Here is a 20369-nt window from a genome sequence, read left to right on the forward strand (position 1 = left end):
GGCTCGACGGCGGCCTGGCCCCCGCTCATGGACGCGAAGACGGTCAAGAAGGTCCGGGAGCCGTCGGACCCCTACGAGAAGCGTTAGGGGCGCTGGGGTCCCCCCGGCCGAAGGCTGGGGGAGGAACTGCGCGACAAGCCCCCACCGGGGCCGCACCTTCGAACCGCACTCAGCCCAGCGGATCCGGCGCAGCCGTGATCCCGTGCTCGGCCAGCTTGGCCTTGCCCCCGTCAGGAGCCGTCAACACCAGCGGCCCCTCTTCGGTCAGCGCCACACTGTGCTCCCAGTGCGACGACCAGGTCCCGTCCGTGGTGATCACGGTCCAGTCGTCCGACAGGACCTCCGTACGCGGCGTCCCCAGCGACACCATCGGCTCGATGGCCAGGCAGAACCCGGGCACCAGCTTGGGCCCCTTGCCCCGCCGCCGGTCCACGTAGTTCAGCAGGTGCGGGTCCATGTGCATCTCGGTGCCGATGCCGTGGCCGCCGTAGTCCTCGATGATCCCGTACTTGCCGCCGCCGGGCTTCGGCTGCCGGCGGATGTACGTCTCGATCGCCCTCGACACGTCCACCAGGCGGTTGCCCTGCTTCATCGCCGCGATGCCGGCCCACATCGACTCCTCGGTCACCCGGGAGAGCTCGATCAGCTCCGGCGCGTGACCGGAACCCACGAACGCGGTGTACGCGGCGTCGCCGTGCCAGCCGTCGACGACCGCGCCGCAGTCGATGGAGATGATGTCGCCGTCCTTGAGGACGACGTCCTCGGAGGGGATGCCGTGGACGACCACGTCGTTGACGGACGTGCAGATGGTGGCGGGGAAGCCGCCGTACCCGAGGAAGTTCGACTTGGCGCCGTGCTCGGCGAGGACCTTGCGGGCCACCTCGTCCAGGTCCCGCGTGCTGGCGCCGGGGACGGCCGCCGTACGCGTCGCCGCGTGGATGGCGGCGACGACCAGGCCCGCCGCCCGCATCTTGGCGATCTGCTCGGGGCTCTTGATCTGCACCATGGGTGGCCTGCGCTCTCCGTCACTCACGTCAACGTCAACCGGATACGTACACAACAGTACGGCCGCGGCACCCGAGGGGGCACCGCGGCCGGAACCGCCGGGGAACTACTTCTTCTCGTCGTCCTCGTCGCGCTTGAGCGCGTGCAGCGCCCGCGTCGTGATCTCGTCGACCGGGCCCAGCGAGGAGATGGTGCGGACCAGCCCCTGCGCCTTGTAGTAGTCGATGATGGGCTCGGTCTGCGTGTGGTAGACCTCCAGCCGCGTGCGGACGGTGTCCTCGGAGTCGTCGTCGCGCTGGTAGAGCTCGCCGCCGCAGACGTCACAGACGCCCTCGGTCTTCGGCGGGGTGTACGTGACGTGGAAGACGTGGGACGAGTCGTTGCGGCAGATGCGGCGGCCCGCGATCCGCTTGACGACCTCGTCCTCCGAGACCTCCAGGTCCAGTACCGCGTCGAGCTTGATGCCCTCGTTCTTCAGCAGCTCGTCGAGCGCCTCGGCCTGCGACACGTTGCGCGGGAAACCGTCCAGCAGGAAACCGCGCTGCGCGTCCGGCTGCTCCATGCGGTCCTTGGCCATCGCGATGGTGACCTCGTCGGGGACGAGGTTGCCTGCGTCCATGTAGGACTTCGCGAGCTTCCCGAGCTCCGTCTGCTGGCTGATGTTGGCGCGGAACAGGTCGCCCGTGGAGATGTGCGGGATGGTCAGCTCCTTGGCAAGGCGAACGGCTTGCGTTCCCTTACCGGCGCCAGGCGGCCCGACGAGGACGATTCGCATCAGCGGAGGAACCCTTCGTAATTGCGCTGCTGGAGCTGGCTCTCGATCTGCTTCACCGTCTCGAGACCCACACCCACGATGATCAGGATGCTGGTGCCACCGAACGGGAAGTTCTGGCTTGCCCCAAAGCCAACCAACGCCATCGTCGGTACGAGAGCGATCAGGCCCAGATACAGCGAACCCGGCCAGGTGATCCGGTTGAGCACGTACGACAGGTACTCAGCGGTCGGTCGGCCAGCCCGGATGCCCGGGATGAAGCCACCATACTTCTTCATGTTGTCGGCTACTTCCTCGGGGTTGAAGGAGATAGCGACGTAGAAGAACGCGAAGAAAACGATGAGCAAGAAGTACAGGGTGATGTAGATCGGGTGGTCACCCTTGGTCAGGTTCGTGGTGATCCACTGCTTCCAGCCCGAGTTCCCGCCGGCGAACTGCGCCACCAGGGCGGGGATGTACAGCAGCGACGAGGCGAAGATGACCGGGATCACACCGGCCTGGTTCACCTTGAGCGGGATGTACGTCGAGGTACCCCCGTAGGAGCGACGGCCGATCATGCGCTTCGCGTACTGGACCGGGATCCGGCGCTGCGCCTGCTCGACGAAGACCACCAGGGCGACCATGACCAGGCCGACCGCGATCACGGTGCCGAACTCGATCCAGCCGCCGGCCAGGGTGCCCTGCTTCTTGATCGCCCACAGCGCGGACGGGAAGGTGGCGGCGATCGAGATGAACATCAGGATCGACATGCCGTTGCCGATGCCGCGGTCGGTGATCAGCTCGCCGAGCCACATGACGACGGCCGTACCGGCGGTCATGCAGATGACCATCGTGATGGTCGTGAAGATCGCCTGGTCCGGGACGATGCTGGAGGCGACCGTGCAGCCGTTGAAGAGGGCGCCGCTGCGGGCGGTGGCGACGAGACCGGTGCCCTGCAGGATGGCGAGCGCCACCGTCAGGTAACGGGTGTACTGGGTGATCTTCGCCGTACCGGCCTGGCCCTCCTTCTTCAGGGCTTCCAGGCGCGGGATGACCACCGTCAGCAGCTGAAGGATGATGCTGGCCGTGATGTACGGCATGATGCCGAGCGCGAAGATCGTGATCTGGAGCAGCGCGCCGCCGCTGAACATGTTGACGAGACCGAACAGGCCCTGGTTGCCGGAGGCCTCGTTCACACACGTCTGGACGGCTTTGTAGTTGACGCCGGGGATCGGGATGTGGGTGCCGACCCGGTAGACCACGATGATGGCCAGCGTGAAGAGCAGCTTCTTGCGCAGGTCGGGCGTCCTGAACGCCCGGGCGAACGCGGTGAGCACGGTGCCTCCTGCGACCCCCGCGCAACTGCGTCAAGGGTGACGGTCTTGAGGTTCGACGAATGGGAAAAAGAACAGTGCTGGCCACCTTACCGGCCGTACTGCCCCCCTAGGAACGACCAACCGGGGATACCCCATTGTGAGGTATCCCCGGTCGGGAGTTGCTTACGTCATCGAGACGTCCGAAAGACTCAGACGAGCTCGGTGACGGTGCCGCCGGCGGCGGTGATCTTCTCCTTGGCGGAGCCGGAGACGGCGTCCACCGTCACCTGCAGCGCCACGGCGACCTCACCCTGGCCGAGGACCTTGACGAGCGCGTTCTTGCGAACGGCACCCTTGGCCACCAGACCCTCGACGGTGACCTCGCCACCCTCGGGGTAGAGCGCGGCCAGCTTGTCGAGGTTCACGACCTGGTACTCGGTCTTGAACGGGTTCTTGAAGCCCTTCAGCTTCGGGAGACGCATGTGGAGGGGCATCTGGCCACCCTCGAAGCGCTCCGGAACCTGGTAACGGGCCTTCGTACCCTTGGTACCACGACCGGCCGTCTTACCCTTCGACGCCTCACCACGACCGACACGGGTCTTGGCGGTCTTGGCGCCCGGGGCGGGACGGAGGTTGTGGATCTTGAGCGGGTTCTGCTCCGCCATGATCAGTCGACCTCCTCGACCGACACGAGGTGGCGGACGGTGTGCACCATGCCGCGGAACTCGGGGCGGTCCTCCTTGACGACCTGCGTGTTGATGCCCTTGAGACCAAGGGAACGCAGGGTGTCACGGTGGTTCTGCTTGCTGCCGATGTAGGACTTGACCTGCGTGATCTTGAGCTGCGCCATGATCACACACCCGCCCCGGCACGCGCACGCAGCAGGGCGGCGGGGGCGACGTCCTCGAGGGGCAGACCGCGGCGGGCCGCGATCTCCTCGGGACGCTGCAGACCCTTCAGGGCCGCCACGGTCGCGTGCACGATGTTGATCGCGTTGTCGGAGCCGAGCGACTTCGACAGCACGTCGTGGATACCGGCGCACTCGAGCACGGCGCGCACCGGACCACCGGCGATAACACCGGTACCGGGGGACGCGGGCTTGAGCAGGACGACGCCGGCAGCCTTCTCACCCTGGATCGGGTGCGGGATGGTGCCCTGGATACGGGGGACCTTGAAGAAGTGCTTCTTGGCCTCCTCAACGCCCTTGGCGATGGCGGCCGGCACCTCCTTGGCCTTGCCGTAACCGACACCCACGGTGCCGTCACCGTCGCCCACCACGACCAGCGCGGTGAAGCTGAAGCGACGACCACCCTTCACAACCTTGGCGACGCGGTTGATCGCGACGACGCGCTCAACGTACGCGGTCTTCTCGGCGGCAGCAGCGCCGCCGTCACGGCCCTTCCGGTCCCGCCGCTCGCCGCCACCGGCACCGCCACCGCGGCGCTGGGGTCCAGCCATTGGATTACCTCTCTCTTTCCGCTAGCTACAAGCGGCTCAGAACTTGAGCCCGGCCTCGCGGGCGGCGTCCGCCAGGGCGGCGATGCGCCCGGCGTACTGGTTACCACCACGGTCGAACACCACGGCCTCGACACCGGCGGCCTTGGCACGCTCGGCGACCAGGGCGCCGACCTGCTTGGCCTGCGAGGACTTGTCACCCTCGCCACCACGGACCGAGGTGTCCAGCGTGGACGCCGACGCCAGGGTGTGACCCTTGATGTCGTCGATCACCTGGGCCACGATGTGGCGGTTCGAGCGGGTAACGACCAGACGGGGACGCTCCGCCGTACCGGAAATGTTCTTACGGATCCGGATGTGACGGCGCTTGATCGCGGCGCGCTTGTAGGCGTCGCCCTTGAGGATCTTCTGTCCGTATGCCATGGCTTACTTACCCGCCTTTCCGACCTTGCGGCGGATGACTTCGCCCTCGTACTTGACGCCCTTGGCCTTGTACGGGTCGGGCTTGCGCAGCTTGCGGATGTTGGCCGCGACCTCGCCGACCTTCTGCTTGTCGATGCCCTCGACCGAGAAACGGGTCGGAGCCTCGACCTTGAAGGTGATGCCCTCGGGGGCCTCGACCAGGATCGGGTGGCTGTAACCGAGCGCGAACTCGAGGTTCGAGCCCTTGGCGGTCACGCGGTAACCGACACCGCTGATCTCGAGCTTCTTCACGTAACCCTGGGTCACGCCGGTGATCATGTTCGCCACCAGCGTGCGGGACAGGCCGTGCAGGGCCTTGCTCTGACGCTCGTCGTTGGGGCGGGTCACCGCGAGAGTGCCGTCCTCGCCCTTGGCGATGTCGATCGGTGCCACGACGGTGTGGGTCAGCTCGCCCTTGGGGCCCTTGACCTTCACCGTGCGGCCGTCGATGGTGACGTCCACGCCGGCGGGAACCGCGATGGGGAGCTTGCCGATGCGCGACATAGCTGTTTCCTCCGTTCCCTTCTGCTACCAGACGTAGGCGAGGACTTCCCCACCCACGCCCTTCTTGCCGGCCTGCTTGTCGGTGAGGAGCCCGTGCGACGTGGAGATGATCGCCACGCCCAGGCCGCCGAGCACCTTCGGCAGGTTGGTGGACTTCGCGTACACCCGGAGACCGGGCTTGGAGATGCGCTTGATCCCCGCGATGGAGCGCTCACGGTTGGGACCGAACTTCAGGTCCAGGACGAGGTTCTTGCCGACCTCGGCGTCCTCGACCTTCCAGCCCGTGATGAAGCCCTCCTGCTGGAGGATCTCCGCGATGTGAGACTTGATCTTGGACGCCGGCATCGTCACGGAGTCGTGGTATGCCGAGTTCGCGTTCCGCAGACGCGTAAGCATGTCCGCGATCGGATCAGTCATGGTCATGAATTGGCCTTCGGCCTCTCTCGCCGGGGTTTCCAGGTGCCCATCCCTCTCCTCGATCCGAGACGAGGCGGGTGCGGTGCGGTGGACCTACGGCGTAGTAAGTCGTAAAGGCGACCGTCAGGCGCCCAACCCTCCAAGCCTAAGCCATGAAGGGGCGGGCGCCTGACACGCCCATTGCTTACCGAGAGCTTCGGGAATCCCTAAAAGCTGGGACTACCAGGAGCTCTTGGTCACGCCCGGCAGCTCGCCACGGTGAGCCATCTCACGAAGGCACACGCGGCAGAGGCCGAACTTGCGGTACACGGAGTGCGGACGGCCGCAGCGCTGGCAGCGCGTGTAGCCACGCACACCGAACTTGGGCTTGCGAGCAGCCTTGGCAATCAGAGCCTTCTTCGCCATCTCGCTCACGCCTCCTTGAACGGGAAGCCGAGGTGACGAAGGAGCGCGCGGCCCTCAGCGTCGTTGGTCGCCGTGGTGACCACGGTGATGTCCATGCCCCGGGTACGGTCGATCTTGTCCTGGTCGATCTCGTGGAACATGACCTGCTCCGTGAGACCGAAGGTGTAGTTGCCACGGCCGTCGAACTGCTTGGGGGACAGACCACGGAAGTCGCGGATGCGCGGGAGCGCGAGCGACAGGGTGCGGTCCAGGAACTCCCACATGCGGTCGCCACGGAGCGTGACGTGGGCACCGATCGGCTGGCCCTCACGCAGCTTGAACTGCGCGATGGACTTGCGGGCCTTGGTGACCTGCGGCTTCTGACCGGTGATCGTGGTGAGGTCGCGGATGGCGCCCTCGATCAGCTTCGAGTCACGGGCGGCGTCGCCGACACCCATGTTGACCACGATCTTGACGAGGCCGGGAATCTGCATGACGTTCTCGTACTTGAACTCGTCACGCATCTTGCCCGCGATCTCCTCGCGGTACTTCTGCTTCAGACGCGGAGTGGTGGTGGTCGTCATCAGATGTCCTCACCCGTCCGCTTGGCAACGCGGATCTTGTTGCCTTCGTCGTCGAAGCGGTAACCGACACGCGTGACGACCTTGTTGCCGTCCTTCTCCACGACCAGCTGGACGTTGGAGACGTGGATCGGCGCCTCGGTGGTGACGATGCCGCCGGCCTGGGAACCGCGAGCGGTCGGGCCGGCCTTGGTGTGCTTCTTGACCCGGTTGACACCCTCGACCAGGACGCGGTCCTCGCGGGGGAAGGCCGCGATGACCTTGCCCTGCTTGCCCTTGTCCTTGCCGGTGATGACCTGGACCAGGTCGCCCTTCTTGATCTTCATGCTTACAGCACCTCCGGCGCGAGCGAGATGATCTTCATGAACTTCTTCTCGCGCAGCTCACGCCCGACCGGGCCGAAGATGCGGGTGCCGCGAGGGTCGCCGTCGTTCTTCAGAATGACGGCGGCGTTCTCGTCGAAGCGGATGTACGAGCCGTCCGGACGGCGGCGCTCCTTGACGGTGCGAACGATGACCGCCTTGATGACGTCACCCTTCTTCACGTTGCCGCCGGGGATCGCGTCCTTGACGGTGGCGACGATGACGTCACCGATGCCCGCGTAGCGGCGACCGGAGCCACCGAGCACACGGATGCAAAGGATCTCCTTCGCACCAGTGTTGTCGGCGACGCGCAGTCGCGACTCCTGCTGGATCACGTCTATCTCCTGTGTGTCTGCCGGTTCCCGGGGCGGATGAGTGAGTGCTCACCCGCCCCGAGCCTGGCGGAACTGTCCTGCGAGGAATGCCCCGCAGGAACGTACATTTTGTAATTCCCTTGCGGGAATTACCTACTTGGCCTTCTCGAGGATCTCGACGACGCGCCAGCGCTTCGTCGCGGACAGCGGCCGGGTCTCCATGAGGAGGACACGGTCGCCGACGCCCGCGGCGTTCTGCTCGTCGTGCGCCTTGAGCTTGTTGGTACGGCGGATGACCTTGCCGTACAGCGCGTGCTTGACGCGGTCCTCGACGGCGACGACGACGGTCTTGTCCATCTTGTCGCTGACGACGAGACCCTCACGGGTCTTGCGGAAGCTGCCGCGCGCCTCGGTGTTCTCGTTCACGTTGCTCTCGCTCATCAGGCGCTCTCCACCGTTTCGATGCCCAGCTCACGCTCGCGCATCAGGGTGTAGATCCGCGCGATGTCCTTGCGGACCGCCTTCAGACGGCCATGGTTCTCAAGCTGTCCGGTCGCCGCCTGGAAGCGGAGGTTGAACAGCTCTTCCTTGGCCTCGCGGAGCTTGCCGAGAAGCTCCTCGTTGCCCAGCTCGCGCAGCTCGGACGCCTTGGTACCGGCCGACATCACGCTTCACCTGCCTCGCGCTTGACGATCCGGCACTTCATCGGCAGCTTGTGGGCTGCGCGAGTGAGGGCCTCACGCGCAATCTTCTCGTTGGGGTACGACAGCTCGAACATGACGCGTCCGGGCTTGACGTTGGCGATCCACCACTCCGGAGAACCCTTACCGGAACCCATGCGGGTCTCGGCGGGCTTCTTGGTGAGCGGACGGTCCGGGTAGATGTTGATCCAGACCTTGCCACCACGCTTGATGTGACGCGTCATGGCGATACGAGCGGCCTCGATCTGACGGTTCGTCACGTACGCCGGGGTGAGCGCCTGGATGCCGTACTCGCCGAACGCAACCGTCGTGCCACCCTTGGCAGCGCCGCTGCGTCCGGGGTGGTGCTGCTTGCGGTGCTTGACCCTACGGGGGATCAGCATGTCGGTCAGGCCTCCGTTCCGGTGCTCTCAGCCGGAGCGGCGGCGGGGGCCTCGGCCTTGGGGGCCTCGGCGCCGGCAGCCTGCTGCGGCTTGCGACCGCGCCGCTCGCCACCGCGGCCACCACGGGCCGGGCGGTCGGCAGCACCGCCACCACGGGCCGGGCGGTTGCCGGCACGGGCTGCGGCGTTCTCGGCGCGGACCTCGGCGATGTTCTTGACGTCGCCCTTGTAGATCCAGACCTTCACACCGATGCGGCCGAAGGTCGTCTTGGCCTCGAAGAAGCCGTAGTCCACGTTCGCACGGAGCGTGTGCAGGGGCACGCGGCCCTCGCGGTAGAACTCCGAGCGGGACATCTCGGCGCCACCGAGGCGGCCACCGCACTGGATCTTGATGCCCTTGGCGCCGGCCTTCATGGCGGACTGCATGCTCTTGCGCATGGCCCGACGGAAGGAGACGCGGGAGGAGAGCTGCTCGGCGACGGCCTGGGCCACCAGCTGAGCGTCGGTCTCCGGGTTCTTGACCTCGAGGATGTTCAGCTGGACCTGCTTGCCGGTCAGCTTCTCCAGGTCACCGCGGATGCGGTCGGCCTCGGCGCCGCGGCGGCCGATGACGATGCCCGGACGCGCGGTGTGGATGTCCACGCGGACACGGTCACGGGTGCGCTCGATCTCGACCTTCGAGATACCGGCGCGCTCCATGCCGGACGTCATCATCCGACGGATGGCGACGTCTTCCTTGACGTAGTCCTTGTACAGCTTGTCGGCGTACCACCGGGACTTGAAGTCCGTGGTGACACCGAGCCGGAACCCATGCGGGTTAACCTTCTGGCCCATTACCGGGTTCCTTCCTTGCTGCTGACGACCACGGTGATGTGGCTGGTCCGCTTGCGGATCCGGTAGGCACGGCCCTGGGCGCGCGGACGGAACCGCTTCAGGGTCGGGCCCTCGTCGACGTACGCCTCGGAGATGAAGAGGCTGTCGGCGTCGGTGTGGTCGTAGTTGTGCGCGGCGTTGGCGATGGCGCTGTCGAGCACCTTGCCGACCGGCACGGAGGCTGCCTGCGGAGCGAATCGCAGAACAGCCTGAGCCTCCGTGGCATCCATGCCACGGATAAGGTCCACCACGCGGCGGGCCTTCATGGGCGTAACGCGGATGTACCGCGCCTGGGCCCTGGCTTCCATGGTTGTCCCTCTCAGTTACTTACGTGTCTGAATGCGATCCGCTACTAGCGGCGCTTCGACTTCCGGTCGTCCTTGACGTGGCCGCGGAAGGTGCGGGTCGGCGAGAACTCGCCGAGCTTGTGGCCGACCATCGACTCGGTGACGAACACCGGGATGTGGGTCTTGCCGTTGTGCACCGCGATCGTGTGGCCGAGCATGGCCGGGACGATCATCGAGCGACGGGACCAGGTCTTGATGACGTTCTTGGTGCCGGCTTCGTTCTGGACATCCACCTTCTTGATCAGGTGGTCGTCGACGAAGGGCCCCTTCTTCAAGCTACGCGGCATCTCAACCCGTCCTTAGCGCTTCTTGTTCGTCTTGCGGCGGCGGACGATGTACTTGTTCGACGCCTTCTTGGGCGAACGAGTACGGCCTTCCTTCTTGCCCCACGGGGACACAGGGTGGCGACCACCGGAGGTCCGGCCCTCACCACCACCGTGCGGGTGGTCGACCGGGTTCATCACGACACCACGGACGGTCGGGCGGACGCCCAGCCACCGCTTGCGGCCGGCCTTGCCCCAGTTGATGTTGGACTGCTCGGCGTTGCCGACCTCACCGACGGTGGCGCGGCAGCGCGCGTCCACCATGCGGATCTCGCCGGACGGCATACGGAGGGTCGCCATGGCGCCCTCACGGGCGAGCAGCTGCACCGAGGCACCCGCGGAACGGGCGAACTTGGCGCCACCGCCGGGACGGAGCTCGATCGCGTGGATCGTGGTACCGACCGGGATGTTGCGGAGGGCCAGGTTGTTGCCCGGCTTGATGTCGGCCCCGGGACCGTTCTCCACGGTGTCGCCCTGCTGCAGGTTGCGCGGGGCGAGGATGTAGCGCTTCTCGCCGTCCGCGTAGTGCAGCAGCGCGATGCGCGCGGTGCGGTTGGGGTCGTACTCGATGTGCGCGACCTTCGCCGGCACGCCGTCCTTGTCGTGACGACGGAAGTCGATCACTCGGTAGGCGCGCTTGTGTCCGCCACCCTGGTGGCGAACGGTCACACGACCGGCGTTGTTACGGCCGCCCTTGCTGTGCAGGGGGCGGACCAGCGACTTCTCCGGCGTGGACCGCGTGACCTCGACGAAGTCGGCGACGCTGGCGCCACGACGGCCCGGCGTAGTCGGCTTGTACTTGCGGATTCCCATTTCTCAGTCCTCGTCCGATATCGGACGATCCGACCCGCTTACGCGGTCGGACCGCCGAAGATGTCGATACGGTCGCCCTCAGCGAGGGTCACGATCGCGCGCTTGGAGCCCGCGCGCTGACCGAAACCGGTCTTGGTGCGCTTGCGCTTGCCCTGGCGGTTGAGGGTGTTGACCCCGGTGACCTTGACCGAGAAGACCGCCTGGACGGCCTGCTTGATCTGGGTCTTGTTGGCGCCCGGGGCGACGACGAACGTGTACTTGTTCTCGTCCAGGAGCGCGTAGCTCTTCTCCGAGACGACCGGCTTCAGCAGCACGTCACGGGGGTCCGTGTACGACTTGCTGATCGGGGTCTCGACGGTGTTCTTGCCCTCGGCCTCGTGGCGGCGCGCCTTCGCGACGCGCGCGGCCTTGGCGGCCTTGGCGGCCTTCGAGGCGATGCTCGGGTGACGGGTAGCCATCAGACCTCGGTCCCTTCGGTGTCGTTGGCCTTCGGGCCGGCGACGAAGGACTCGAAGGCGGTCTGGGTGAAGACCACGTCGTCCGAGACGATCACGTCGTACGTGTTCAGCTGGCCCGGCTCCAGGATGTGGACCTGGGGCAGGTTGCGGGCGGACAGCCACGCGGCCTCGTCGGCGCGGTCGACGACCAGGAGCAGGTTCTTGCGCTCCGAGATCTTGCCGAACAGCGTCCGAGCGGCCTTGGTGCTGGGGTTCTCGCCCTCGATCACGCCGGTGACGACGTGGATGCGGTTGTGGCGCGCCCGGTCGGTGAGGGCGTGACGCAGAGCGGCAGCCTTCATCTTCTTCGGGGTGCGCTGCGAGTAGTCACGCGGCTGCGGGCCGTGGACGACGCCACCGCCGGCGAACTGCGGCGCGCGGGTCGAGCCCTGGCGGGCGCGGCCGGTGCCCTTCTGGCGGTAAGGCTTCTTGCCACCACCACGGACCTCGCCACGGGTCTTCGTCTTGTGCGTGCCCTGGCGGGCAGCCGCGTTCTGCGCGACGACGACCTGGTGGATCAGCGGGATGCTGACCTTCTCCACACCGAAGATCTCCGCGGGGAGCTCGACGGTTCCGGTCTTCTCGCCGGCAGGCGAAAGGATGTCAACAGTGCTCATCGGTACCTCAGGCCCCCTTGGCCGCGGTGCGGACCAGGACGAGGCCGCCGTTCGGACCGGGAACCGCGCCCTTGATGAGCAGCAGACCCTTCTCCGCGTCAACGGCGTGGACGGTCAGGTTCTGGGTGGTGACACGCTCGTTGCCCATGCGACCCGCCATGCGGAGGCCCTTGAACACGCGGCCCGGGGTGGCGCAGCCACCGATGGAACCGGGCGAGCGGTGCTTGCGCTGGGTGCCGTGGCCGGCGCCGAGGCCCTTGAAGTTGTGACGCTTCATGACACCGGCGAAGCCCTTGCCCTTGCTCTTGCCGGTGACGTCGACCTTCACGCCGGCCTCGAAGACCTCGGCGGTGACTTCCTGGCCGAGCGTGTACTCGGCGGCGTCGGCCGTCCGGATCTCGACGAGGTGGCGACGAGGGGTGACGTCGGCCTTCGCGAAGTGGCCCTTGAGGGGCTTGTTCACCTTGCGCGGGTCGATCTCGCCGAAGGCGATCTGGACCGACTCGTAGCCGTCGACGTCGTTCGTACGGACCTGGGTGACGACGTTGGGGCCGGCCTTGACGACGGTGACCGGAACAACACGGTTGTTCTCGTCCCACACCTGCGTCATGCCGAGCTTCTCGCCCAGGATGCCCTTGATCTGCTTAGCCATTCTCAGATCACCGACCCTCAGAGCTTGATCTCGATGTCGACACCGGCCGGGAGGTCGAGTCGCATCAGAGAGTCAACGGTCTTGGGCGTCGGGTCGAGGATGTCGATCAGGCGCTTGTGGGTGCGCATCTCGAAGTGCTCGCGCGAGTCCTTGTACTTGTGCGGCGACTTGATGACGCAGTACACGTTCTTCTCAGTGGGCAGCGGCACCGGGCCCGCGACCGACGCACCAGTGCGGGTCACCGTCTCGACGATCTTCTTCGCCGAGGAGTCGATGACCTCGTGGTCGTAGGCCTTGAGCCGGATGCGGATCTTCTGTCCCGCCATGGCTACTCAGTAGTCCTGTCTCTGTTCAACGCTCTGGAACCCGGTGGTTCCGTTCCGCCTTCTTCTCCGACCCACGCGGTCGGGCGTGTCGCGCTCCCGCTGACACAGATGCCCCTTGTTCGAACATCCCTGCGGGGAATGCACACGGCCCTTCCGGAACCGCAAGCCGGGGGTGAAGACCCACCGGGCGCCTGGCCGGTGCCGCACCACACTTCCCGAAAGATTCCCGTACGTCCGCCCCAGTGCTGCCGTAGTGGCAGTTAGGACGACGAGTACTGTGGGACTCGCTTCCGGTCCTCCCGGCGGGAGGCGCGCAGCATCAACACTCGACCGAGCAACCCCGCTAGTCTGCCATACGGGGCGGGGGGCTGGCCAATCGGGCCGGGGAGCATACCCCCGGAGTGACGCAGATCAAACCCGGACCCTCCGCAGCGGCGTTCCCGACAGCCCCGGCCGGTTCCGGCCGCAGCGTAATCCGCTCGCCCGCCGCCACCCCGCACTCCTACGCTGAGCAGGCACGACGGCTGTCACGGGGGACGTTCACCATGCGTACGCACTATCCACGGACCCGGCATCTGCCCTGGTCGCCCGGCGCGACCGCCGACGACCTCCGGGTCACCGACCTGTCCGGTCTGCGCGGCCGCGAGGTCGTCGTGACCGAGAAGCTCGACGGCGAGAACACCACCCTTTACGCCGATGGCCTGCACGCCCGTTCGCTGGATTCGGCCCATCACCCCTCCCGCGCCTGGGTCAAGGCGCTCCAGGCCCGGATCGGCCACGCGATCCCGGAAGGGTGGCGGGTGTGCGGGGAGAACGTGTTCGCCCGGCACTCGATCGCGTACGACGCACTGGAGAGCTTTTTCTACGGCTTCTCGGTGTGGGACGGCGAGGGCCGCTGCCTGGACTGGGACCGGACGGTGGTCTTCCTGCGCGGGCTCGGCGTGCCCGTTCCCCGGGTGCTGTGGCGAGGCGTGTTCGACGAGCGGGCGCTGCGCGCTCTTCGGCTGGATCCCGTACGGCAGGAGGGGTACGTCGTCCGGGGTTCACTCCTCACCTCAGCCTGGGCCGCACCACCGACCCGAACGCCCTGGCCGACGCCTGCGCGGCCCGGCTCGCCCCGATGCCGGTCAGGGTCGGCGAACTGGCCCTGCTCTCGCGGCGCGGGGACGAGCCGATGCGGGTGCGGGCCACGGTGACGCTGGGAACGGGCGAGGTGCGGTGGGTGGAGGAGGCCGCGCGGGGCGTGGCCCGGGACCTGACGCGGGTGGCCGAGGAGACCACCCGCCGCATCGAGCAGGCGTTCCCCGACGGCGTCGTCCATGTCGTCGGCTCCCGGCGGATGGGCTGCGCGCTGCCCGGTGCCGACCTGGACCTGGTGGCGGTGCTGCCCGGCGCGGTCGGACTCTCCGCCGTACGGGCACGGTTGGCCGCCGCCCTCCCCGAGGCGACGGACGTGCGTGAGGTGGTCGGGGCCCGCGTACCCGGGCTGCGGCTGCGGATCGACGGCCTGGACGTGGACCTGGTCGTGGTCACCACGGGTTCGACGGACCCCGCGGAGGCGGTCTCGCGCCGCACCGGGTTGGGCGAGGAGGCCGCGATCGCGCTCAGCGCGGTGAGCGATGCCGAGGCGGTGCCGGCCTCGGTGGGCGGCCACCGGGTCGCCTTCGCCAGGCTGGCCACGCAGGTCAAGGCGTGGGCGAAGGCCCGGGGCCTGGACTCGGCACCGTTCGGCGGCCTGCCGGGCCTGGCCTGGTCCGTCCTGGCCGCCCGCACCACGGCCGAGGCCGGCGACCTCGCACCGGGCGATCTCCTTCGGCACTTCTTCGCGACGTGGGCGGCCTGGGACTGGCGGCAGCCGGTGGGCCGGACAGCCGACCGCACCCAGCCTCTCCTGCCCCTCACCATCACGACGCCCTCCGCCCCTGTCCGACCCTGCACCGACCAAGTGACGGCGGGCATGCGCGACCTGGTGACCCAGGAGCTGTTCCGCGCCTGGGAGTTGCTGGACGCGACCACGGACCCCTACCCCCGGGCCGAACTCCTCGCCCCTCCCCCGCTCCACCGCCGCCACGCGGCCTGGGCGGTCCTGACGGTGGGCCCGGACGCGGACGCGGACGAGGGCCGGGTACGGGGCAGAATGCGAGCCCTCCTCACCGACCTCTCGACGTCGGTCCCCGACTGCCATGCCTGGCCCCGCCCCTTCTCCGCGGACCCGGTCCGCTACGCCATCGGCCTGGGCTCCGCCCCACCGACCGCCGACCACCTCACGGCCCTGGCGGAACGCCGACTGCGCGGCCTGCCCGGGGTCACGCTCACACGGGCCGACGGAGGCGGGGTGCCGACCCTGCGCTGACGCTCCGCGTCGGACGCAGCCGGGCAGGCCCGTCATCGTCGTTGCCGAGGCTCGCTTTCGGTCAGAATCCCCAGGGGTCGGGATGGGGCTTGGTCGCGGGCTCCTCCGACCAGGTGAGACGGGCCTCGATCTGGTCCTCCGTGAGGTCGAGCAGCCGGTCGACGGCCCAACCGTTCCACTGGACGGCACGAGGGAACTGCGGCAGACGGAACGCAGGCAGCCGGGTCGGCAGTGCCTCGGGACGGTACACGGGCTTCTTGATCTCGCCGTTCCGCTTCGGCTTGGACGACCTGTGCAAATCGAGGCAGTCGACCACCTGATCGACGAGGTACAGGACGTAGTCGTCGCTCTTGCCATTGCGGATCTCGACGGGTACCAGACTCCCGGCCGACAGCAGCTCGTCCCCGAACCCCTCGGCCAGACGGCGGCTGAGCACGGGCGCTCCGGGACTGCCGCTGGGGAACTCACTCCTAGACGCGGAGTCGTCCATCCATTCGGCACGCAGCCCGGTCGGCCGGTCCGCTTCGTCACCGCTCCGCTGCCACCGCATGAGCCTGCTCTGGTCGGCACCGTCCAGACGCAGCGTCTCGTAGTCGCTCAGGCTCGGCAGGAGCCGGTAGACGGCCAGACTCCGCTGCGGCACGTCAGACATCGCGTCACCATCCGTGTTCGTCGTCGCGTCGGCGGACCCCATCATGGCCCCGTCCAGACCGCACCCGGTCCCGGCTGCCCGCCCGCCAGCTCCTTCTCGACCTGCTGCCCGATGGACCGCAGTTCCCGGCGCAGCACACCGCGGATGGCTCGCGCACCGTATCCGTCATCCTTCATCGTCCGTTCCACGGTCTCCAGCCGGGTGTTCAGACGCTGCAGGAATGCCTTGCGGTGGGTGAAGTTGTGCGGTCGTGGATGGCCCAGCGGTATGCCGTTCGCCGCGTCGTTGATGTCGACGCCGTACTTCTCCAGGAGCGCCCGGCTCGCCGCCGCCCCGTTGCGCTTCATGCCGGACGGCACGATGTGCGCCGCCGCCTCGCCCGCGCTTTTCGCCCGTCCTTCCCGCGCCAGGTTCTTGGCAAGCAAGTCCGCGTTCTCGGCACAGGTGAGAAGGCCCAGGTAGTCGAGCCAGCACAGCGGGTTGGGCACATAGGCACGCGGATTCGGGCCGGCGTCGAGCCCCAGCGGGTCTGCGGTGACGTAGGCGGCGGTGACCGGGTCGTAATAGCGGAAGAAGTTGTGGTGGAGCTGTGATTCGGGATCGAAGTACTGGCCCGGGAAGCGCAGCGGGGTGGACGCGGCGTGAGTGTTCTCCCGCCCGGTGAGACCCCACAGAGTGGTGTCCGCGCGCCAGGCGACGGCACCGTCCTCGGCGAGGAGTTCGGTCGGGGTGCCGACGACATCGGTGACGATGGCGTAGAAGTGCTCGTCGATCACGTTCTGCGGGGCGTCGGCCGGGCTGGTGCGGTGCGTCTGGCTCAGCGGCCGGACACCGTCGCGCTCCCAGGTGAGCGTGGTGGATTCGGCGGAGTCGGCCTGGACCGTGGTCTGCTCGACGAGGTGTGGCCCGTCCCAGGTGAAGCGGGTCTCTTCGGCGACCCGCTGCCCGTCGGCCGTAAGCCGCTGCTTGGCGATACGGCGGCCCAGCGGGTCGTGGAGATAACGCCAGACCGTGCCGTCCGGGGTGACGACCGAGGTGAGCCGGTCGTCCGCGTCCCAGCTGTACCGCCAGATGTCGGGCTTTCTGGACAGCCGGGTCCTGCGGCGCATGACGACACGTCCGGCCGCGTCGTATTCGTAGTGGATCCCACCCGCGCGCAGGACACGACCGCCCCGGTGGGTTCGTGCGCCACGCGCTTCCTCGGCCGAGTAGCGGTCGGGCCAGGTGGCACTGGTCTGGTTGCCGTGCTCGTCGTAGGCGTAGGACTCCGTCCACTCCGCCGTGCGCACCTTGAGAACACGTCCGGCCGGATCGAGGTCGAAGGTACGGCGCCCGGTGGCGCGGTCGTCGAGCGCGGTCACATGGCCGTCGGGGCGGTAGGTGTAGGTCCGGTGCGTCAGCGGCTGCAGACTGCCCTCAAAGGTGGCCCGCTGTTCGGTGAGCCGGTCGCCGCTGTCCCAGGCGTGGGTGAGGGTCAGTGCCGGGCCCATCGTCCTTGTGGTCTCACGCCCCAGGCCGTCATGGGCGAAGGCCAGGGCATGGCCGGCGGCGGTCAGGTTCGTGCGTTGCCCGGCCGCGTCGTAGGTGTAGACCGTGGCAGTGCCACTCGGGGTTGTCCGGCGGACCTGGTGGCCCAGGACGTCGTACGCCGTGGTCAGGGTCCGCCCGTCGACGGTCTCGGCGGTGATGCGGCCCGCGCGGTCGTAGCTGCGGGAGAGAGTGGCCTCCGGAGCCACCGCGTGGAGCAGTCGGCCGGCGCGGTCGTGCTGGTAGGTGGTGGTACTGCCGTCCAACGTGGCGCTGATCTGGTTGCCGGCCTCGTCGTACGTGAACTCCGCACGCTGGCCGACGGCGTTGGTCCGGCTGAGGAGCTGACCCGCGGCGTCGTACGCGTAGGCGAGGGTACGGCCGTCGAAGTCGGACTCCCCGACCAGGTTGCCGACGGCGTCGTAGCGGTAGTCCCAGCTCCGTCCGTGGGGCCCGGTCACTTGAAGAAGCCGCAGTTCCGTGTCGTGGACGAAGGTGTGGCGAACCCCCTCGGGCGTGGTGCGGGAGGTGATCAGGTCGAAAGGACCGTAGCTGAAGCGGGTGGTGCGCCCCAGCGGGTCGGTGTGCGTGAGCTGGTTGCCCTCCCCGTCGTACGACCACCGCCACATGCTGCCGTCCGGTTCGGTGCGGGAGGTGAGGTGCCCCTCCGTGGAGTACGTCCGCAGGGTGGTCCCGCCCAACGGGTCGGCTACGGAGGTGCACCGGCCGAAGGCGTCGTAGCCGTACGTGAAGCGGGCGCCGAGCGGGTCGGTGGCGGAGGTCCGCTGTCCCGCCGCGTTGTTGGTAAAGGTGTGGACCGCGCCTGCGGCGTCGGTCAGCGAGGCTAGGGCACCCGTCCGCTCACGGGTGAAGAGGGTGACCGCTCCGTCGGCCGTCGTCAGCGAGGTGCAGTTGCCGTGGTCGTCCCAGTCCTGCCGCAGCACCGCTCCGTCGTACTCGGTGATCTCCACCGGGAGCCCGAGGTCGTTGTAGCGGGTTCTCGACACCGATCCGTCGGGGAGCCGCACGGCGGTCAGCAGGCCCGAGCCGTCCCACTCCATGCGCAGCGTCCGGCCGAGCTGGTCCGTGCGGCGTAGCAGGCGGTCCCGGTGGTCCCATTCCTGGGTCACGGTGTGGCCGAGGGCGTCGGTCTCGGTGATCAGCTGATAGGCGTCGTTGAACTGGTAGTACGTAGCATGGCCCAACGAGTCGACGGCGACCGTGCGGTGGGCCTCGTCGTCGTAGGCGAAGCTGTAGGAGAGGCACCCGTCCGTGCCGTGTCCGGCCACGCACCGGCCGGAGTCGTCGTACTGAAACCCGTACCAGACGCCGTTGCGGTCCTCCCAGCGTGTGATGCGCCGGGCGTCGTCGTAGGCGAAACGCAGAGGCCGGTCGAAGGAGTTGTGGACGGCCGAGAGGTTGCCCCGGTCGTCGTAGCCGTAACGGACCAGGGTCGGCCGCTCGGGATGGCTGTCCAGCGCGAGTTCGGTGATCCGGCCGCTGTCGCAGGTCACCCCGATGCGGTAGCCGCCGTGGTGGAGGATCTCCTGCGGTGTGCCGTCCTCGCGGTAGGCGACGCGGATCGTGTTGCCGTTGCGGTCGGCGACCTCCGCCAGCGGAAGCTCGCCGACGGGCTGCTCGGGCAGCGGGCGGAAGCGCAGGGTCTGCCCGGTCTCGGGCCGGTGGACGGCGTATCCGCTCGGATCGTCACGATCCAGGCTGAGCGGCCAGGCGGGGCCTTCCACCGGCAGCACGGGCACGTCGACTTCCGGCACCGGATAGTGCAACACCATGCCGTCGTCGACGGCGAGCCGTACCCCGGTCTCGTCGAGCATCACGCGCTGGTCGAGCGTGGACGTCCAACTCGGTCCGAGGAGGCGGCCGTTGTGGGCTCCGGTGCGGTAGTGGCGCTGCAGGAGGAGCGGGAGTACGCCGTCCAGGGCGACGTCCGCCGCGGACATGACCATCTCCCCGGTGGCTAGGTCGATCGGATCCCCGCGGGTAATGAGTTTCTCCATTTGCCGACCAAGCGCCCGCGTGCTCCTGCCCAGCCCCTTCACCCCGAGCGCCATACCCTTGAGACCGGTCTTGCCCAGCCCCCGCAACCCCTTCAGCCCCTTGGCGAGTTTGCCGAGGCTGGTGATGCCCTTGCCGCCGGGTATGCAGTCCAGCGCGGCGAACGCCACATCCCACAGTGATGCCTGCCCCTTTGAGTACTTGTAGAGCGTGTCCGCGAGCACGACGAGCGCGGCGACGAGGACGATCGCGCCGAGGATCGGCCCGCCGATGATCATCGCGATGATCCCGACGACAGCGACGACGACCTTGCAGACGGTGACGATGGTGTCCCAGTTGTCCTCGAACCAGTGATCCACGTCCTGCCACCAGTGCCGGTTCGGGATCCCGGCGTCGGAGGCCTCGTCGATCTTCCGCTTGGCCTCCCCGGCCGCGTCGTCACGCATCTTCCGGGCGTCCTCGGCCATCTTCTTCGCCGCGTCGAGGGCGCTCTGGGCGGTGGTGACGTCCGACTGGGCCCTGGTGTGCGCGGACTTGGCGCTCTGCACGTCCCGGGTGGCCGCCCGCACCTTGCCCTCGTCGGGCTTGTCGGCGTCCGACTTGCTGCCGGTCGGGTCGTCCTTGTACTTGTCGGCTTCCTTCGTCGCCCGGGTGACCCACGAATCGGCCGAAGACAGGCGGGACTTGGCGGAGGAGAGGCTGGTGACGACGATGATCCACAGCGGGAAGAGGACGCCGA

26 protein-coding genes and 2 pseudogenes are annotated in these 20369 nt (G+C 67.9%); 2 read left to right on the forward strand and 26 right to left on the reverse strand.

What is annotated here, in order from left to right; translation table 11 throughout:
• Positions 1 to 169: 169 nt before the first annotated feature.
• The 24 genes from map to rpsJ form a co-directional block, all read right to left on the reverse strand.
• Positions 170 to 1006 carry a type I methionyl aminopeptidase gene (gene map / locus ABZ646_RS17670; RefSeq protein ID WP_360519433.1) on the reverse strand — a complete coding sequence of 279 codons (837 nt, stop codon included), beginning with the start codon at positions 1004 to 1006 and terminating at the stop codon, positions 170 to 172.
• Between the two features lie 105 nt (positions 1007 to 1111).
• The gene (locus ABZ646_RS17675; RefSeq protein WP_360519436.1) at positions 1112 to 1780 is read right to left on the reverse strand and encodes an adenylate kinase; all 669 of its coding nucleotides are present in this window, start codon (positions 1778 to 1780) and stop codon (positions 1112 to 1114) included.
• Positions 1780 to 3093 carry a preprotein translocase subunit SecY gene (gene secY / locus ABZ646_RS17680; protein ID WP_360519439.1) on the reverse strand — a complete coding sequence of 438 codons (1314 nt, stop codon included), beginning with the start codon at positions 3091 to 3093 and terminating at the stop codon, positions 1780 to 1782. Before secY ends, ABZ646_RS17675 begins: the two co-directional genes overlap by 1 nt.
• Positions 3094 to 3281: 188 nt before the next feature.
• Entirely contained in the window at positions 3282 to 3737 is a 456-nt protein-coding gene (rplO, locus tag ABZ646_RS17685) for a 50S ribosomal protein L15 (protein WP_360519442.1), read from the reverse strand.
• A 2-nt stretch (positions 3738 to 3739) separates the two neighbouring features.
• Positions 3740 to 3922 carry a 50S ribosomal protein L30 gene (rpmD, locus tag ABZ646_RS17690; RefSeq protein ID WP_006140898.1) on the reverse strand — a complete coding sequence of 61 codons (183 nt, stop codon included), beginning with the start codon at positions 3920 to 3922 and terminating at the stop codon, positions 3740 to 3742.
• 2 nt (positions 3923 to 3924) lie between these two features.
• On the reverse strand, positions 3925 to 4530 hold the full coding sequence (gene rpsE, locus ABZ646_RS17695; protein ID WP_030860989.1) for a 30S ribosomal protein S5: 606 nt from the start codon (positions 4528 to 4530) through the stop codon (positions 3925 to 3927).
• 36 nt (positions 4531 to 4566) lie between these two features.
• Positions 4567 to 4950, reverse strand: a complete 384-nt coding sequence (rplR, locus tag ABZ646_RS17700) for a 50S ribosomal protein L18 (protein ID WP_360519446.1) — start codon at positions 4948 to 4950, stop codon at positions 4567 to 4569.
• Positions 4951 to 4953: 3 nt separating this feature from the next.
• The gene (gene rplF, locus ABZ646_RS17705) at positions 4954 to 5493 is read right to left on the reverse strand and encodes a 50S ribosomal protein L6 (protein ID WP_046732374.1); all 540 of its coding nucleotides are present in this window, start codon (positions 5491 to 5493) and stop codon (positions 4954 to 4956) included.
• A 24-nt stretch (positions 5494 to 5517) separates the two neighbouring features.
• On the reverse strand, positions 5518 to 5916 hold the full coding sequence (gene rpsH, locus ABZ646_RS17710) for a 30S ribosomal protein S8 (protein WP_030420829.1): 399 nt from the start codon (positions 5914 to 5916) through the stop codon (positions 5518 to 5520).
• 213 nt (positions 5917 to 6129) lie between these two features.
• Positions 6130 to 6315 carry a type Z 30S ribosomal protein S14 gene (locus ABZ646_RS17715; protein WP_003948630.1) on the reverse strand — a complete coding sequence of 62 codons (186 nt, stop codon included), beginning with the start codon at positions 6313 to 6315 and terminating at the stop codon, positions 6130 to 6132.
• A 5-nt stretch (positions 6316 to 6320) separates the two neighbouring features.
• Positions 6321 to 6878 (reverse strand): 50S ribosomal protein L5, encoded by a 558-nt coding sequence (gene rplE / locus ABZ646_RS17720; RefSeq protein ID WP_360519449.1) that lies wholly within the window; start codon positions 6876 to 6878, stop codon positions 6321 to 6323.
• Positions 6878 to 7201, reverse strand: coding sequence for a 50S ribosomal protein L24 (gene rplX, locus ABZ646_RS17725; RefSeq protein WP_003992365.1), 324 nt, complete (start codon positions 7199 to 7201; stop codon positions 6878 to 6880). The genes rplE and rplX overlap by 1 nt, the downstream gene beginning before the upstream one ends.
• A gap of 2 nt (positions 7202 to 7203) precedes the next feature.
• Positions 7204 to 7572, reverse strand: coding sequence for a 50S ribosomal protein L14 (gene rplN / locus ABZ646_RS17730; RefSeq protein WP_003992364.1), 369 nt, complete (start codon positions 7570 to 7572; stop codon positions 7204 to 7206).
• Between the two features lie 132 nt (positions 7573 to 7704).
• Complete coding sequence (gene rpsQ, locus ABZ646_RS17735; RefSeq protein ID WP_360519453.1) at positions 7705 to 7992, reverse strand: 30S ribosomal protein S17; 288 nt, start codon at positions 7990 to 7992, stop codon at positions 7705 to 7707.
• Complete coding sequence (gene rpmC / locus ABZ646_RS17740) at positions 7992 to 8216, reverse strand: 50S ribosomal protein L29 (RefSeq protein WP_030174543.1); 225 nt, start codon at positions 8214 to 8216, stop codon at positions 7992 to 7994. The genes rpsQ and rpmC overlap by 1 nt, the downstream gene beginning before the upstream one ends.
• Positions 8216 to 8635 (reverse strand): 50S ribosomal protein L16, encoded by a 420-nt coding sequence (gene rplP / locus ABZ646_RS17745; RefSeq protein ID WP_007494765.1) that lies wholly within the window; start codon positions 8633 to 8635, stop codon positions 8216 to 8218. Before rplP ends, rpmC begins: the two co-directional genes overlap by 1 nt.
• 5 nt (positions 8636 to 8640) lie before the next feature.
• A complete protein-coding gene (rpsC, locus tag ABZ646_RS17750) occupies positions 8641 to 9468 on the reverse strand; it encodes a 30S ribosomal protein S3 (RefSeq protein ID WP_046732371.1) in 828 nt (275 codons plus the stop codon).
• Complete coding sequence (gene rplV, locus ABZ646_RS17755) at positions 9468 to 9815, reverse strand: 50S ribosomal protein L22 (RefSeq protein ID WP_003974262.1); 348 nt, start codon at positions 9813 to 9815, stop codon at positions 9468 to 9470. Before rplV ends, rpsC begins: the two co-directional genes overlap by 1 nt.
• A 44-nt stretch (positions 9816 to 9859) precedes the next feature.
• Positions 9860 to 10141 carry a 30S ribosomal protein S19 gene (gene rpsS / locus ABZ646_RS17760; protein WP_003948639.1) on the reverse strand — a complete coding sequence of 94 codons (282 nt, stop codon included), beginning with the start codon at positions 10139 to 10141 and terminating at the stop codon, positions 9860 to 9862.
• Positions 10142 to 10153: 12 nt separating this feature from the next.
• Entirely contained in the window at positions 10154 to 10990 is an 837-nt protein-coding gene (gene rplB / locus ABZ646_RS17765; protein ID WP_041665436.1) for a 50S ribosomal protein L2, read from the reverse strand.
• Positions 10991 to 11028: 38 nt separating this feature from the next.
• Complete coding sequence (rplW, locus tag ABZ646_RS17770) at positions 11029 to 11448, reverse strand: 50S ribosomal protein L23 (protein WP_189268840.1); 420 nt, start codon at positions 11446 to 11448, stop codon at positions 11029 to 11031.
• Positions 11448 to 12104: a 50S ribosomal protein L4 gene (gene rplD, locus ABZ646_RS17775; RefSeq protein WP_360519457.1), complete on the reverse strand. Its 657-nt coding sequence runs from the start codon at positions 12102 to 12104 to the stop codon at positions 11448 to 11450. The genes rplW and rplD overlap by 1 nt, the downstream gene beginning before the upstream one ends.
• Before the next feature lie 7 nt (positions 12105 to 12111).
• On the reverse strand, positions 12112 to 12756 hold the full coding sequence (rplC, locus tag ABZ646_RS17780; RefSeq protein WP_046732368.1) for a 50S ribosomal protein L3: 645 nt from the start codon (positions 12754 to 12756) through the stop codon (positions 12112 to 12114).
• A gap of 17 nt (positions 12757 to 12773) precedes the next feature.
• The gene (gene rpsJ / locus ABZ646_RS17785) at positions 12774 to 13082 is read right to left on the reverse strand and encodes a 30S ribosomal protein S10 (RefSeq protein WP_003948644.1); all 309 of its coding nucleotides are present in this window, start codon (positions 13080 to 13082) and stop codon (positions 12774 to 12776) included.
• Between the two features lie 545 nt (positions 13083 to 13627).
• On the opposite strand from rpsJ, the pseudogene ABZ646_RS17790 reads away from it, so the two are divergent.
• A pseudogene (locus tag ABZ646_RS17790) lies at positions 13628 to 14122 on the forward strand (RNA ligase family protein); the annotation flags it as partial.
• Positions 14122 to 15435: pseudogene (locus ABZ646_RS17795) on the forward strand (poly(A) polymerase); the annotation flags it as partial. The pseudogenes ABZ646_RS17790 and ABZ646_RS17795, both read left to right, overlap by 1 nt.
• A 61-nt stretch (positions 15436 to 15496) precedes the next feature.
• On the opposite strand, the gene ABZ646_RS17800 reads toward ABZ646_RS17795, so the two are convergent.
• Positions 15497 to 16087 (reverse strand): hypothetical protein, encoded by a 591-nt coding sequence (locus ABZ646_RS17800; protein WP_360519460.1) that lies wholly within the window; start codon positions 16085 to 16087, stop codon positions 15497 to 15499.
• A gap of 41 nt (positions 16088 to 16128) precedes the next feature.
• A partial coding sequence (locus tag ABZ646_RS17805; RefSeq protein ID WP_360519463.1) for a DUF6531 domain-containing protein occupies positions 16129 to 20369 on the reverse strand: 4241 nt, incomplete at its 5' end.

The sequence above is a fragment of the Streptomyces sp. NPDC007162 genome (assembly GCF_040634175.1).
Lineage (GTDB): Bacteria > Actinomycetota > Actinomycetes > Streptomycetales > Streptomycetaceae > Streptomyces.

Coding starts and splice junctions, on each gene's coding strand:
- map (WP_360519433.1), bottom strand. CDS start 1,006: ATGGTGCAGATCAAGAGCCCCGAGCAGATCGCCAAGATGCGGGCGGCG.
- ABZ646_RS17675 (WP_360519436.1), bottom strand. CDS start 1,780: ATGCGAATCGTCCTCGTCGGGCCGCCTGGCGCCGGTAAGGGAACGCAA.
- rplO (WP_360519442.1), bottom strand. CDS start 3,737: ATGGCGGAGCAGAACCCGCTCAAGATCCACAACCTCCGTCCCGCCCCG.
- rpmD (WP_006140898.1), bottom strand. CDS start 3,922: ATGGCGCAGCTCAAGATCACGCAGGTCAAGTCCTACATCGGCAGCAAG.
- rpsE (WP_030860989.1), bottom strand. CDS start 4,530: ATGGCTGGACCCCAGCGCCGCGGTGGCGGTGCCGGTGGCGGCGAGCGG.
- rplR (WP_360519446.1), bottom strand. CDS start 4,950: ATGGCATACGGACAGAAGATCCTCAAGGGCGACGCCTACAAGCGCGCC.
- rplF (WP_046732374.1), bottom strand. CDS start 5,493: ATGTCGCGCATCGGCAAGCTCCCCATCGCGGTTCCCGCCGGCGTGGAC.
- rpsH (WP_030420829.1), bottom strand. CDS start 5,916: ATGACCATGACTGATCCGATCGCGGACATGCTTACGCGTCTGCGGAAC.
- ABZ646_RS17715 (WP_003948630.1), bottom strand. CDS start 6,315: ATGGCGAAGAAGGCTCTGATTGCCAAGGCTGCTCGCAAGCCCAAGTTC.
- rplE (WP_360519449.1), bottom strand. CDS start 6,878: ATGACGACCACCACCACTCCGCGTCTGAAGCAGAAGTACCGCGAGGAG.
- rplX (WP_003992365.1), bottom strand. CDS start 7,201: ATGAAGATCAAGAAGGGCGACCTGGTCCAGGTCATCACCGGCAAGGAC.
- rpsQ (WP_360519453.1), bottom strand. CDS start 7,992: ATGAGCGAGAGCAACGTGAACGAGAACACCGAGGCGCGCGGCAGCTTC.
- rpmC (WP_030174543.1), bottom strand. CDS start 8,216: ATGTCGGCCGGTACCAAGGCGTCCGAGCTGCGCGAGCTGGGCAACGAG.
- rplP (WP_007494765.1), bottom strand. CDS start 8,635: ATGCTGATCCCCCGTAGGGTCAAGCACCGCAAGCAGCACCACCCCGGA.
- rpsC (WP_046732371.1), bottom strand. CDS start 9,468: ATGGGCCAGAAGGTTAACCCGCATGGGTTCCGGCTCGGTGTCACCACG.
- rplV (WP_003974262.1), bottom strand. CDS start 9,815: ATGGAAGCCAGGGCCCAGGCGCGGTACATCCGCGTTACGCCCATGAAG.
- rpsS (WP_003948639.1), bottom strand. CDS start 10,141: ATGCCGCGTAGCTTGAAGAAGGGGCCCTTCGTCGACGACCACCTGATC.
- rplB (WP_041665436.1), bottom strand. CDS start 10,990: ATGGGAATCCGCAAGTACAAGCCGACTACGCCGGGCCGTCGTGGCGCC.
- rplW (WP_189268840.1), bottom strand. CDS start 11,448: ATGGCTACCCGTCACCCGAGCATCGCCTCGAAGGCCGCCAAGGCCGCC.
- rplD (WP_360519457.1), bottom strand. CDS start 12,104: ATGAGCACTGTTGACATCCTTTCGCCTGCCGGCGAGAAGACCGGAACC.
- rplC (WP_046732368.1), bottom strand. CDS start 12,756: ATGGCTAAGCAGATCAAGGGCATCCTGGGCGAGAAGCTCGGCATGACG.
- rpsJ (WP_003948644.1), bottom strand. CDS start 13,082: ATGGCGGGACAGAAGATCCGCATCCGGCTCAAGGCCTACGACCACGAG.
- ABZ646_RS17800 (WP_360519460.1), bottom strand. CDS start 16,087: ATGTCTGACGTGCCGCAGCGGAGTCTGGCCGTCTACCGGCTCCTGCCG.